At 66.5% G+C, this 13,062-nt stretch carries 15 protein-coding genes; 7 read left to right on the top strand and 8 right to left on the bottom strand.

Translation table 11 applies throughout. The features are described from left to right. Positions 1-6 precede the first annotated feature (6 nt). The 7 genes from xapA to CR105_RS08740 all read left to right on the top strand — a co-directional run bounded on the left by xapA (position 7) and on the right by CR105_RS08740 (position 8,500). The gene (xapA, locus tag CR105_RS08770) at positions 7-849 is read left to right on the top strand and encodes a xanthosine phosphorylase (protein WP_099788060.1); all 843 of its coding nucleotides are present in this window, start codon (positions 7-9) and stop codon (positions 847-849) included. Positions 850-880: 31 nt separating this feature from the next. Beyond that, positions 881-2,074 carry a phosphopentomutase gene (locus CR105_RS08765; RefSeq protein ID WP_099788059.1) on the top strand — a complete coding sequence of 398 codons (1,194 nt, stop codon included), beginning with the start codon at positions 881-883 and terminating at the stop codon, positions 2,072-2,074. Continuing rightward, positions 2,071-3,027, top strand: a complete 957-nt coding sequence (gene deoC, locus CR105_RS08760) for a deoxyribose-phosphate aldolase (RefSeq protein ID WP_099788058.1) — start codon at positions 2,071-2,073, stop codon at positions 3,025-3,027. The genes CR105_RS08765 and deoC overlap by 4 nt, the downstream gene beginning before the upstream one ends. An 18-nt stretch (positions 3,028-3,045) precedes the next feature. After that, the gene (locus CR105_RS08755; RefSeq protein ID WP_370660678.1) at positions 3,046-5,424 is read left to right on the top strand and encodes an aldehyde dehydrogenase family protein; all 2,379 of its coding nucleotides are present in this window, start codon (positions 3,046-3,048) and stop codon (positions 5,422-5,424) included. A 122-nt stretch (positions 5,425-5,546) separates the two neighbouring features. Continuing rightward, positions 5,547-6,869: a thymidine phosphorylase gene (gene deoA, locus CR105_RS08750; protein ID WP_099788056.1), complete on the top strand. Its 1,323-nt coding sequence runs from the start codon at positions 5,547-5,549 to the stop codon at positions 6,867-6,869. Positions 6,870-6,879: 10 nt separating this feature from the next. Further along, positions 6,880-7,284, top strand: a complete 405-nt coding sequence (locus tag CR105_RS08745; RefSeq protein ID WP_099788055.1) for a cytidine deaminase — start codon at positions 6,880-6,882, stop codon at positions 7,282-7,284. Between the two features lies 1 nt (position 7,285). After that, on the top strand, positions 7,286-8,500 hold the full coding sequence (locus CR105_RS08740; protein ID WP_099788054.1) for a nucleoside deaminase: 1,215 nt from the start codon (positions 7,286-7,288) through the stop codon (positions 8,498-8,500). Here the strand turns inward: CR105_RS08740 and CR105_RS08735 are convergent. The 8 genes from CR105_RS08735 to CR105_RS08700 all read right to left on the bottom strand — a co-directional run bounded on the left by CR105_RS08735 (position 8,497) and on the right by CR105_RS08700 (position 13,060). Next, entirely contained in the window at positions 8,497-8,889 is a 393-nt protein-coding gene (locus tag CR105_RS08735) for a YybH family protein (RefSeq protein WP_099788053.1), read from the bottom strand. The two genes, CR105_RS08740 and CR105_RS08735, sit on opposite strands and share 4 nt — an antisense overlap. A gap of 19 nt (positions 8,890-8,908) precedes the next feature. After that, on the bottom strand, positions 8,909-9,301 hold the full coding sequence (locus tag CR105_RS08730) for a VOC family protein (RefSeq protein WP_099788052.1): 393 nt from the start codon (positions 9,299-9,301) through the stop codon (positions 8,909-8,911). 16 nt (positions 9,302-9,317) lie between these two features. After that, positions 9,318-9,749 (bottom strand): VOC family protein, encoded by a 432-nt coding sequence (locus CR105_RS08725; RefSeq protein ID WP_099788051.1) that lies wholly within the window; start codon positions 9,747-9,749, stop codon positions 9,318-9,320. 60 nt (positions 9,750-9,809) lie between these two features. Further along, the gene (locus CR105_RS08720; RefSeq protein ID WP_099788050.1) at positions 9,810-10,586 is read right to left on the bottom strand and encodes a LytR/AlgR family response regulator transcription factor; all 777 of its coding nucleotides are present in this window, start codon (positions 10,584-10,586) and stop codon (positions 9,810-9,812) included. A 1-nt stretch (position 10,587) separates the two neighbouring features. Then, positions 10,588-11,475 carry a sensor histidine kinase gene (locus CR105_RS08715; RefSeq protein ID WP_099788326.1) on the bottom strand — a complete coding sequence of 296 codons (888 nt, stop codon included), beginning with the start codon at positions 11,473-11,475 and terminating at the stop codon, positions 10,588-10,590. Positions 11,476-11,477: 2 nt separating this feature from the next. Then, on the bottom strand, positions 11,478-11,726 hold the full coding sequence (locus tag CR105_RS08710) for a hypothetical protein (protein WP_099788049.1): 249 nt from the start codon (positions 11,724-11,726) through the stop codon (positions 11,478-11,480). Between the two features lie 115 nt (positions 11,727-11,841). After that, the gene (locus CR105_RS08705; RefSeq protein WP_370660677.1) at positions 11,842-12,396 is read right to left on the bottom strand and encodes a GNAT family N-acetyltransferase; all 555 of its coding nucleotides are present in this window, start codon (positions 12,394-12,396) and stop codon (positions 11,842-11,844) included. After that, the gene (locus CR105_RS08700; protein ID WP_099788325.1) at positions 12,389-13,060 is read right to left on the bottom strand and encodes a TetR/AcrR family transcriptional regulator; all 672 of its coding nucleotides are present in this window, start codon (positions 13,058-13,060) and stop codon (positions 12,389-12,391) included. Before CR105_RS08700 ends, CR105_RS08705 begins: the two co-directional genes overlap by 8 nt. Between the last annotated feature and the right edge of the window lie 2 nt (positions 13,061-13,062).

The raw sequence follows: 13,062 nt of genomic DNA, 5'->3' as shown, positions 1-13,062 counted from the left end.
ACCCGCATGTCCAATAACACGCCATTCGAAGCCGCCGACCTGATCCGCGCACGCAAGCCAGGTTTTGCGCCCCGCGTGGCGCTGATCCTCGGTTCCGGCCTGGGCGTGTTGGCCGAGCAGATGACCGGCGCGGTGTCGATCGGCTTCGACGAACTGCCAGGCTTCCCGATCAGCACTGTGCACGGCCACGCCGGCGAACTGGTACTGGGCACCCTGGCCGGTGTCGAAGTGGTGTGCATGAAGGGCCGCGGCCACTTCTACGAAGGTTACGGCATGGGCGTGATGACGTCCGCCGTGCGCACCCTCAAGCTGCTCGGCTGCGAGATGCTGTTCGTGACCAATGCAGCCGGCTCGCTGCGTCCTGACGTCGATGCCGGCAGCCTGGTCGCGCTGACCGACCATATCAACCTGCTGCCGGGTACCCCGATGATCGGCCCGAACGACGATCGTTTCGGTCCGCGCTTCTTCAGCATGGCCAACGCCTATGACAGCGACATCCGCAAGCAGGTATTGGACACCGCGGCCGCCAACGGCATCACGCTGCACGAAGGCGTGTTCGTCGCCTACCCGGGCCCGAACTTTGAAACCGCCGCCGAAATCCGCATGATGGCCAAGCTCGGCGCCGACGTCGTCGGCATGTCGGTGGTGCCGGAAGTGATCTCAGCGCGCCATTGCGGCCTGAAGGTCACCGGCGTATCGGTCATCACCAACCTGGCCGAAGGCATGTCGCCGTTTGCGCTGTCGCACGAGCAGACATTGAAGTACGCCGCCATTGGCGCCAAGGACCTGGTCAAGCTGATCCTCGCCTTTCTCGAAGGCGTCGCCGCCACCCCCCGCGCGAAAGCCTGAGTCCACACACCTTTTCAAACGAGCCAACACCATGTCACGCGCATTCATCCTTTTGCTTGATTCCTTCGGCCTCGGCGCTGCGCCTGATGCGGCAGCCTTCGGCGACACCGGCGCCAACACCTTCGGCCACATCGCCAGCTGGGCCGCCGATAGCGGCAAGCCGATGTCGCTCCCGAACCTCGAGCGCCTCGGCCTCGCCGCCGCCGCACACGACGCCAGCGGCGAGTGGGCGCCTGGTTTCGCAATGCGCGACGGCTTCACCGGCGCCTACGGCGCCGCGCGCGAGCAGTCGACCGGCAAGGACACCCAAAGCGGCCACTGGGAAATCGCCGGCGTGCCGGTGCTGTTCGACTGGGGCTACTTCCCGCGCGACGTGCCGTCGATTCCGGCCGCGGTCACCGACAAGCTGCAGGAACTCACCGGCGTGCCTGGTTTCCTCGGCAACTGCCACGCGTCGGGCACCGAAATCATCAACAAGCACGGCGACGAGCATGTCGCCACCGGCAAGGTGATCCTCTACACGTCGGGCGACTCGGTGATGCAGATCGCCGCCCACGAAGAGCACTTCGGCCTCGAGCGCCTGTACGCGATGTGCGAGGCGGCGTTCGAACTGGTCAAGCCATACAACATCGGCCGCGTGATTGCGCGTCCTTTCCTCGGCGAGAACGGCAACTACCGCCGCACCAGCAACCGCCACGACTACGCCGTGCCGCCGCCAAGCGCGACCCTGCTCGACCACGTCAAGGATGCGGGCGGCGAGGTGATCGCCCTCGGAAAAATCAGCGACATCTTCGCCACCCAGGGCGTCTCGCGCGTCGTCAAGGGCGTCGACAACATGGCGCTGTTCGACGCGCTGCTCAAGGTCGAAGAAGAAGCGGGCGACAAGTCCCTCACGTTCGTCAACTTCGTCGACTTCGACCAGGCCTTCGGCCACCGCCGCGACATCGCCGGCTACGCCAACGCGCTGCACCAACTCGATGAACGCCTGCCCGAATTCATGGTCAAACTGAAGGAGGGCGACCTGGTTGTGATCACCGCCGATCATGGTTGCGACCCGAGCTGGCCGGGGTCGGATCACACGCGCGAACACATCCCGATGATCTTCTTCGGTCCCGGCGTGGCGCCGCGCGCGCTGCCGATCTCCGACACGTTCTCCGACATCGGCGCCACCCTGGCCAAACACCTGGGCGTCAAACCTCTCTCCAACGGAACACCTCTGCTATGACCCAACCTACCGCATTCAAACGCAATGAAGCCTCCGGCCTCGATCTGGGCTGGGTCAACCAGATCAAGGTCAACCGCAACGCCGCCGACCGCCGCGCCGCCAGCCTGGCGAACCGCCGCACGGTAAAGAAGGAGTACCAGGCCGCGTGGCTGGTCCAGGCGATCAAGTGCATCGACCTGACCACCCTCGGCGGCGACGATACGCCAGGCCGCGTCGAGCGCCTGTGCATGAAGGCGATGCGCCCGCTGCGCTCGGACCTGATGGAAGCTCTCGGCCTGACCACGCTGTCGACCGGCGCCGTCTGCGTGTACCACGAGATGATCGCCCCGGCCGGCAAAATCCTGCAAGGCCGCCTGCCGATCGCGGCGGTATCGACCGCGTTCCCGGCGGGCCTGGCCAGCATGGAAACCAAGGTGCGCGAGATCGAACTGTCGGTCGCCGCCGGCGCCACCGAGATCGACATCGTCATCACCCGCCAGCATGTCCTCAACGGTAACTGGCAGGCGCTGTACGACGAGATGGTCGCCTACCGCCAGGCCTGCGGCGACGCCCACGTCAAGGCGATTCTCGCCACCGGCGACCTGACCACGCTGGAAAACGTCGCCAAGGCGTCGTGGGTATGCATGATGGCCGGCTCCGACTTCATCAAGACCTCGACCGGCAAGGAAGGCGTCAACGCCACCATCCCGGTCGCGCTGACGATGGTGCGCGCGATCCGCGAATACCACCAGCAGACGGGCTTTCAGGTCGGTTTCAAGCCGGCCGGCGGCGTCAGTTCGGCCAAGAGCGCGCTGCAGTACCTGTCGCTGATGAAGGAAGAACTCGGCCGCGAATGGCTCGAGCCGCACCTGTTCCGCATCGGCGCATCGAGCCTGCTGACCGACATCGAACGCCAGCTCGAACACTACGTCACCGGCAATTACTCGGCGAACCACCGCCACGCGCAACCATAAAAAGTCATCGGATTCGTCATGCCAACTATTAACGAGATTCTCACCACCATGGATTACGGCCCAGCCCCCGAAAGCACCAAAGAAGCGCAAGCGTGGCTCGATGGCCACGAGCGCCGTTTCGGCCTGTTCATCGACAATGCGTGGACGCCGGCATCCGACACCTTCGCCTCGACCAATCCTGCCGACGGCAAGGAGCTCGCGCAGCTGACGCAGGCCGGTAGCGACGACATCGACCGCGCCGTGGCTGCGGCGCGCCGCGCCCAGCCGGGCTGGGTCGCGATGGGCGGCCATGGCCGCGCGCGCGTGATGTACGCGCTGGCGCGCCTGCTGCAGCGCCACGCGCGCCTGTTCGCCGTCATCGAGACGCTCGACAACGGCAAGACGATCCGCGAAACGCGCGACGCCGACCTGCCGCTGGCCGCGCGCCACTTCTACCATCACGCCGGCTGGGCCCAGCTGCAGTCGGAAGAATTCGCCGACTACCGCGCCGTCGGCGTGGTGGGTCAGATCGTCCCCTGGAACTTCCCGCTGCTGATGCTGGCCTGGAAAATCGCCCCGGCGCTCGCCGCCGGTAACACCGTCGTCTTCAAGCCGGCCGAATTCACCTCGCTGTCCGCATTGCTGTTTGCCGAGATCTGCCAGCAGGCTGGCGTACCGCCCGGCGTCGTCAACATCGTCACCGGCGACGGCCGTGTCGGCGAAGCGATCGTCAACCATGCCGGCATCGACAAGATCGCCTTTACCGGCTCGACCGAAGTAGGGCGCCTGATCCGCAAGGCCACCGCCGGCACCGGCAAGAAGCTGTCGCTCGAATTGGGCGGCAAGTCGCCGTTCATCGTGTTCGAAGACGCCGATCTCGATGCCGCCGTCGAAGGCCTGGTCGATTCGATCTGGTTCAACCAGGGCCAGGTCTGCTGCGCCGGTTCGCGCCTGCTGATCCAGGAATCGGTCGAGGAGCGCTTCCTCGCCAAGGTCCGCGCGCGCATGGAAAACCTGCGCCTCGGTTCCCCGCTCGACAAGTCGATGGACGTCGGCGCACTGGTCGATCCGGTGCAGCAGCAGCGCATCCACGGCCTGGTCGAATCGGCGCGTGCAGAAGGCTGCACCATCTGGCAGCCGAACTGCGAATTGCCGGCCACCGGCTCGTGGTTCCTGCCGACCCTGATCACCGGCGCCTCCACCTCGGCCGCCGTCGCGCAAGCCGAGATCTTCGGACCGGTGCTGGTCGCCATGAGTTTCCGCACGCCGGCCGAAGCAGTCCAGCTGGCCAACAACACCGTCTACGGCCTGGCCGCCTGCGTGTGGTCCGAGTCGATCAGCCTGGCTCTCGATATCGCGCCGCAGATCAAGGCCGGCGTCGTATGGATCAATACCGCCAATCAGTTCGATGCTGCCTGCGGCTTCGGCGGCTACCGCGAGTCCGGCTTCGGACGCGAAGGCGGCAAGGAAGGCATGTACGAGTACATGACGGCGCTGTCGGAAGACGCGCGTCCGGCGCTGCCTGTCGTCGAAGCGAAGGGCAAAGTCAGTTCGTCTGAATCGGGCAGCGTGTTCGGCATCGACCGCACCGCCAAGCTGTACATCGGTGGCAAGCAAGCCCGCCCTGACGGCGCCTACAGCCGCGCCATCAACGGCGCCGGCGGCGCTTTCCTCGGCGACGTTGGCGAAGGCAACCGCAAGGACATCCGCAACGCCGTCGAAGCGGCGCACAAGGCGTCCGGCTGGGCCAAGGCCACCGCGCACAACCGCGCGCAGGTGCTGTACTACATCGCCGAAAACCTGGCCATCCGCGCCGACGAATTCGCCGCCCGCCTGGCAGCGATGACCGGCGCGAAGAATCCCGAGAAGGAAGTGCAGGCCTCGATCGAGCGCCTGTTCTACTACGCCGCCTGGGCCGACAAGTACGACGGCCTGGCGCACCAGCCGCCGATGCACGGCATCACCGTCGCGCTTAACGAGCCGGTTGGCGTGATCGGCATCATCTGCCCGAACGAGTCGCCGCTGCTCGGCTTCATCTCGCTGGTGGCGCCGGCGCTGGCGCTGGGTAACCGCGTCATCGCGGTGCCGTCGGAAGCGTATCCGCTGGCCGCGACCGATCTGTACCAGGTGCTCGACACTTCCGACCTGCCGGGCGGCGCGCTCAACATCGTCACCGGCAGCGCCGACGAGCTGGCGCGCACGCTGGCGTCGCACTCGGACGTCGACGCGGTATGGCGCCACGACGGTTCGGCCGAGGGCTGCGCCGAAGTCGAGCGCCTGTCGGCCGGCTCGCTCAAGCGCACCTGGGTTGGCGGCGGCAAGGGCCGCGACTGGTACGACACGAAACAGGCCGGTGGCCGCGCCGTGCTGGCTCACGCCAGCCAGGTCAAAAACGTCTGGATCCCATACGGCGTTTGATAAGAACCCGCACCCGCAAAACCGTTACTCCCGCGCAGGCGGGAATCCATAGCACCTGCGCTCCGCAAGCGAAGTATGGATTCCCGCCTCCGCGGGAATGACGTTTCTAAAAAAGGCAGCATATGTTTTTGAACCAGGAAATCATCCGCAAGAAGCGCAACGGCGAAGCCTTGAGCGCAGCGGAGATCCAGTTTTTCGTCGCCGGCATCACCACCGGCGGCACCACCGAAGGCCAGATCGCCGCGCTCGCGATGGCCGTCTACTTCAAGGACATGACGATGGACGAACGCGTCGCCTTCACGCTGGCGATGCGCGATTCGGGCCAGGTCATGGAATGGCGCTCGCTCGACCTGCCCGGTCCGGTCGTCGACAAGCACTCCACCGGCGGCGTCGGCGACGTCGTCTCGCTGATGCTCGGACCCATGATCGCCGCGTGCGGCGGCTTCGTGCCGATGATTTCCGGCCGCGGCCTTGGCCACACCGGCGGCACGCTCGACAAGTTCGATTCGATCCCCGGCTACTGCACCGTGCCCGACCCGGCGCTGTTTCGCAAGGTGGTGCGTGAAGTCGGCGTCGCCATCATCGGCCAGACCGCTGAACTCGCGCCCGCCGACAAGCGCTTCTACAGCATCCGCGACACCACCGCCACGGTCGAATCGGTCGCCATGATCACCGGCTCGATCCTGTCGAAGAAGCTGTCGGCAGGGCTCGACGCGCTCGTCATGGACGTCAAGGTCGGCAGCGGCGCCTTCATGCCGAGCTTCGACAAGTCGGTCGAACTGGCCGAAAGCATCGTCGCCGTCGGTAACGGCGCCGGCACCCGCACCTCCGCCATCCTGACCGACATGAACGAGTCGCTCGGCCCGGTCGCCGGCAACGCGCTCGAAGTGCGCCTGGCGATGGACTACCTGGCCGGCCGTTCGCGCCCGGCGCGCTTGCACGAAGTGACGATGGCGCTGTGCGCCGAAATGCTGATCCTCGGCGGCCTGGCTACCACCGACACCGAAGCGCGCGCCAAGCTGCAGGCAGGCCTCGACTCCGGTGAAGCGGCCGAACGCTTCGCCCGCATGGTCACGGCGCTGGGCGGCCCGGCCGACCTGCTCGAGCGTCCCGACGCCTACCTGGAGCAGGCGCCGATCATCGTGCCGGCGCCGGCGCTGCAGGCCGGTTTCGCCACCGCCACCGATTGCCGCTCGCTCGGCCTGGCCGTGGTCAGCCTGGGCGGCGGACGCCGTCGTCCGGAAGACGCCATCGACTTCGCCGTCGGCCTGGCCGGCATGGTCGAACTGGGCGCGCAGGTCGCCGTCGGCCAGCCGCTGGCGATGGTCCACGCGCGCACCGAAGCGGCCGCGCAGCAGGCGATCCGCGAAGTGCAGGCCGCCTACCAGATCGGCGCCGCAGCGGCTGCGCCGAACCCGGTCACCTATCGCACCATTCGTCCGTAAAGAGAACAGCATGAACTACGAAAAACTGATCGACGAAGCGCGCGCCGCGCGCGAACTGGCCTACGTGCCGTACTCGAACTTCCAGGTCGGCGCCGCCCTGCAATGCAAGGACGGCCGCGTCTTCCGCGGCTGTAACATCGAAAACGCATCCTACGGCTTGTGCAACTGCGCCGAGCGCACCGCCTTTTTCAGCGCCATCGCGCACGGCTACAAGCCGGGCGACTTTGCCGCGCTGGCCGTCATCGGCTCGACCGACGGCCCGATCGCGCCGTGCGGCGCCTGCCGCCAGGTGGTGCTCGAATTGGGCGGCAACGACCTGCCGGTGATCCTCACCAATCTCAAGGGCGACATGCTCGAGACCACCGCCGCCGGCCAGCTGCCCAACGCGTTTGGCGGCTGGGACCTGAAGAAGTAAGTTGAAGAAAACGATCGACGTGCAGGCCGCGGTGGCAATCGCCGCCGCCGAAGCCATCGCCGCCAAGTCGCAGGGAACCTTCGGCGTCGGCGGCGTGCTGCTCGACCAGCACGGCAACGTGCTCAAGTCGCTGCCCAACAACGTGGTGCGCGATGAACTCATCTTCGACCCCACCGCGCACGGCGAGCGCCAGCTGATCGACTGGTATTTCGCCGAGCGCGCCAGGGGCCGCGACCTGCCGGCGCCGCACGACATCACCCTCGTCACCTCGCTCGACCCATGCGCGATGTGCGCCGGCGCCATCCTGGCCGCCGGTTTCAACGTGGTGGTGGCTGCCAACGACCCGAAGGCCGGCGTCAATTACGACCGCAGCGGCGCCTTCCTGTCGCTGCCCGAACCCCTGCGCGCGCAGGCCGTCGCCAGCTTCTTCTATCCCGCCGTGCTGGGCACCTCCGGCTACGCGCGCGAGGCCACCGGCGCGCCGCCGCGCTCTCTGTTCATCGGCAAGACCATCGCCGAGCCGACCCAGGCCCTGTGCTCGCTGGCGCTGGAGGCGACTTCCGACAAGGTGCAGGCCTTCCTCACCAGCGACCTGGCGCAGGAGCAGTTGCGCGATCTGGCCACGCTGGCGGGCAGCGACCTGATCGTCCGCAAACTCAAGTCGCTGTATCCGCAAGCCTTGTCCTACCGCTGCGCGCCGCACGCACCCGACGCCGGCCTGGCGCCGTTCCTGCTGGCGGCGATGGAAAAGGACCGGCGCCAGGGCGGCGACGGCGATGCCGCCGCGCTGCTCGACGGCTTCGGCAACCTGCTGCTGTGCGTGCCGGGGCGGCGCGCGCAATCGGCGATCTGCACCGCGTTCATGGAATGCACCCGCCAGTACGCCCAGCTGCGCTACCAGCTGATGCTGGGCGCCGACGCGGACATGCGCGATTTGGTGCGGCGCTTCCTGGCCCATCCGAAGCAGGGCACCTTCGTGTTCGCGCGCGGACCGGGCGCCGGCGCCCACAGCGTCATGGACCTGGGTGCCTACGGCTCGACGATGGAAGGGCCGCTGCCGGCGACCAATCCGGCGCAGTTCCAGTACGTGCTGCCGCGCATTGACGAAGCGGCGCTCAGCGCGCTGTGCGCGGCGATGCCGCCGCTGTACCGCGACACCATCCGCATCCGGCCCGTCCAGGTTGCCGACCGCGCGCTGGTCGAGGCGCTAAGCTAGCCGGGCGCGCCGAGCAGGTTGGCGTCGCGCGACAGGCGCCACTTGCCGTCCTCGCATCTGCGCCAGATCGACAGCGTGCTGCCGGCGCGCGCCATCGGCAGCTTGCCGTGCTTCGAAATGATCGTCACCGACAGTCGGGTGCGCGAATAGGCGAAGTCGCCCGCCACGACGATCTCCTCGATCTCGCTGGAAGACTCGATCGCATGGTTGGCCAGCACGCCGCGCAGGCTCAGTTCGAACGCCTCGCGTCCTTGCATCGGCGGCTGCCCCGGCACCTGAAACACCACGTCTTGTGTCATCAGGTCGAGCACCGCCTCGACATCGCCGTCGCGCGTGGCATGCATCCAGGTGCCGATCGATTCGCGTATAGCCTGTTCGTCAGTGTTCATGTTTGTCGTCCGGTCGGGTTCAGGCGGCGCGGGTGTCCGGCTGCATCATGCCGAAGAAATTGCCGTCCGGGTCCTTGATGTAGGCCAGCCAGCCGATCGACGGCACCGCCATCTTCGGCACTGCCACCTTGGCGCCGCCGCCGATGCTGCCCAGCTTCGCCAGCGTCGCATCGAGGTCGTCGACGATGATGGTGAGAACAGAGGCATTCACCGCCGCCATGTCGACCGGCGGCGGTCCCTGGCGCGGCAGCAGGCCGCCGTTGATGCCCGGCTGGTCGTCCGGCCCGGTGTGAATCATCCAGTACTCTCCGGCTTCCCATTTGTTGAAGGTCCAGCCGAACAGTTGGGAATAAAAATCCATCAGCACAGGCGGATTCGACGCCTGGATTTCGAAGTGCATTGGGCGTGCCATGGTCTCTCCTTGGGGTTTATTGCTGCCAGGGGTCGTAGGTACCGATGCTCCAGATGTGGCCTTCGAGGTCGCGGCAGGTGAAGCCGCGCCCGCCGTATTCCTCGTCGACGATGTCGATCACGATCGCCGCGCCCGCTTCCAGTACGCGGCCGTAGACGGCATCGGCATCGGCCACCACCAGGTAAGTCGTTTGCGTCTGGGCGCCGCCGATGTCTTCCGGCTGCACCAGCAGCTTGCCGTAGGCGCCTTCATTGCTGACCGAGCCGAGCATGATCATGCCGCTGCCGCTGTTCAGCTGCGCGTGAGCGATGGCGCCGTTTTCGCCCTCGACCACCAGGTGGCGGACAAAGCCGAATACGCTGCACAGCCAGTCGATGGCGCGCGGCGCGTCGCGGTAGCGCAGGCAGGGGATGACGCTGGAGCCGGCATAGGCAGGATGGTCTGACATGGCGCATACCTCTCGAAAGCATGATCGAAATGATATGGTAGTCGATTTTGTATTTACTGCCTACATTTGCTGGAACAGGTAGGCGTGGTTGCGGCTGACCTCCAGCTCCTCGGTCATCCCGTGCACTTTCAGCATCTGCCGCCCGCGCATGTCGCGCGTGACCGCGGCGATCGCGTCGACCCGCACCAGGGTCGAGCGGTGGATGCGCCAGAACTCGTCCGGATCGAGTTCGTCCGCCAGTTCCTTCAGCGTCTTGCGGATCAGCAGTTCGGCCTGCGCCGTCTGCACCCGCGTGTATTTTTCGTCGGAGCGGAAGAACAGCACCTCGCGCGTGCTGATCATGCGCAGGCTGCCGCCGACCTGGGCCTGGATCCAGCGCAGGTACGATGGCCGCGCTGCGCGGCCGTGCTCCAGCGCCGCCGCCAGCTGCGCCAGCTTCTGGCCGATGTCCTCGGGCGGCGCCGCCAGCCGCTGGCGCAGCCGCGCACAGGTCGTCGCCAGCCGCTCTGCCGTCACCGGTTTGAGCAGGTAGTCCATCGCGCCCTGTTCGAACGCGTCGAGCGCGTACTGGTCGTAGGCGGTGACGAACACGATGTGGCAGCTGCCGTACAGCTGGCGCGCCGCCTCGATGCCGCTCTGGCCCGGCATGCGGATGTCGAGGAACACGATGTCCGGCTTGTGCTCGGCGGCCATCGCCACCGCCTCGACGCCGTTGGCCGCTTCACCAACGATGTCGAGCGCCGGCCACGCTTCGCCAAGCCGCGCGCGCAGCTGGTCGCGCATCGGCGCCTCGTCGTCGACGATCAGCGCACTGACCGTGCTTGCCCCATGCGCCATGTCAGTCCGCCATCATCTTGTAGGGGAGTCGGATCGACGCCAGCGCGCCGCCTTCGGCCGGCGCCTCGATCACCAGTTCGGCGTACTTGCCGTACAGGAGAAACAGGCGTTCGCGGATATTCGCCAGGCCGACGCCGTCGTCGGATGTCATGTCGAAGCCGGCGCCGTTGTCGCGCACGTCGACCTGCAGCGTGGCGCCGACCACTTTGGCCGAGACGTCGATGCGCCCGCCGGCGATCTTCGGCTCCAGGCCGTGCTTGATGGCGTTTTCGATCAGCATCTGCAGCATCATCGGCGGGAACGGCGCGCTGCCGAGAAAATCGGGCACCTCGAATTGCACGGTCAGCCGTTCCTTCATGCGCGCCTGCATGATGGCCAGGTAGGCGCGCGACAGCTCGACCTGCTTGCCCAGCGTGGCGCCGCCGGCCGCGCGCATCTGCGGCAAGGTCGAACGCAGGTAGCCGATCAGGTGCGCGTGGATGCGCGCCGCTTCCGGCGGATCGGTTTCGATCAGCTGCCCAATCAGCGCCAGCGTGTTGAACAGGAAGTGCGGCTCGACCTGCGCCTGCAGCGCCGCCATCTGCGCTTCCGTCAGCTTGCGCTCGAGCGTGGCGACGTCGGCCTGGCGGCTCGCCGCGGCCGCGTCCAGCTCCGCCTTGCGCTTGCCGCCGGCGAGCACCTTGACGCCGAACGAAATGAGCAGGAACCAGATTGCCGGCTCAGGCGTTTGCGTCATGCCGCCGGTGGCCAGCACCAGCACCCAGATGATGAACAGGCGGCGCCACTCGATCACCGCCAGCCAGTCGACGAATCGCCACCACGTGGTCTTCACCACTTCGGCCGCTTCGCGCACGACGTCGGCGGCGCGGTTCAGTTGCGACGCGCTCACATTCATTCCTTCTGGCGCCGCGCGTTGAGCACGATCGCCGCCACCGCCAGCTTGACGATCAGGAAGACCATGAACAGGAAGAAGGCCAGCGGCAGGATGGTGATCAGCAGCGCCAGGCCAATGCAGGCGGCGATCGTCTGCGGCACCGACATGGTGGCGATGGCGCGCGCGCCGTAACGGAACGCTTGCGCAAAGGCGCGGCCCATTTCTTCCAGCAGCGTCGAGATCGATGAGAAGGTAACGTTTTTCATGCAGTGCTCCTGAGGGGCGGTTGTCGATGAGGTCACTGTAGCAAGCACGCCGCCACGATGCCATGCGCGTCCGACGAAGCGCGCAAACGGTGGGATAACCGGTCGTCAGGCGCGATTAACGGGGGCGCGCGTCCCAGTCGCTTTTCAGCAAACCGTAGAAAGCGGTGTCGCACACTTCGCCGGCGACGATCCAACGCTCGCGCAGCAGGCCTTCATGGACAAAGCCGAGCCGCGCGAGCGCCTGCATGGAGGCGGCGTTGCGCGGGTCGACGTCGGCCTCGATCCGGTTCAGCGGCAGCTCGGCGAAAGCGTGATCGAGCATGGACGTTATCGCCTCGGTCATGTAGCCCTTGCCCCACGCTGCGCGCCCGAGTGCGTAACCGATCTCGCAGCGCCGGTTCTGCTCGTCGAAGTGGTGCAGCGCAAGCTGGCCGACCACCTTGCCGCTAGCCGCCACTTCGATCGCAACGCGCAGCATGCTGCCTGCGGCCAGGTCCTGCGTGGCGTTGTCGATGTATTCGTCGGCCTGCTTGAGCTCCGTCCACGGCGCGCAGCTCCAGTAGCGCATCACTTCGGGGTCGGAAAACACCTCGAACAGCGCCGCGGCGTCAAGCGCGGTCAATGGCCGCATCCGCAGCCGCTCGGTGGTGAAGGTGGTCGTTTCAAACATCTGCAGATCCTGGAATGGCAACCGCACACAGTACCATGTCGGTGATGAGCTTCTCGGCGTCGGCAAAATCGTCCGCGGTCAGCTTGCGGTTCAAGACCAGTTCCATCTGCGCCGAAAAGTCCGCGTACGACTGCGTCATCGCCCAGATCGCGAACAACAGGTGCGTGGCATTGACCGGCGCGATGCGGCCCTGTTCGATCCACCGTTCGAACACCTCGATGTCCTTGCGCACCAGTGGCACCACGCGTTCGCGAATCTGCTCGCCGTACAGCGCCGCGCCGCTGATCACCTCCATCGCATACACGCGCGAACCGAGCGGATGCTCGCGCGAGAAACGCAGCTTGGCCTGGACGTACGCGCGCAGCATGTCGCGCGGCTCCTGGCTCGGGTCGGCCAGCGTGTCCATCCGCGCCAGCCATTCGTCGAGCACGTCGTCGAGCACGCGCTGGTACAGCGCCTGCTTGGTCGGGAAGTAGTACATCAGGTTCTGCTTCGACAGGCCGGCGTTGTCGGCCACGGTGGCCACCGAGGCGCCTTCGTAGCCGCTTTCGGCAAACACCCGCACCGCCTCGAAGGCGATGTCCGCTTCCAGCTTGTCGCGGTTGATCACCCGGCGCTTGACGGTGGCTGTGCGGATCGCGTTGACGGTCTTGGTAATGGCCATGG

Source organism: Massilia eurypsychrophila, from assembly GCF_002760655.1.
Taxonomy (GTDB): Bacteria; Pseudomonadota; Gammaproteobacteria; order Burkholderiales; family Burkholderiaceae_D; genus JAFCUW01.
Note: the sequence above shows the minus strand (reverse complement) of the source record. Positions and strands in the feature narration are given on the sequence as shown.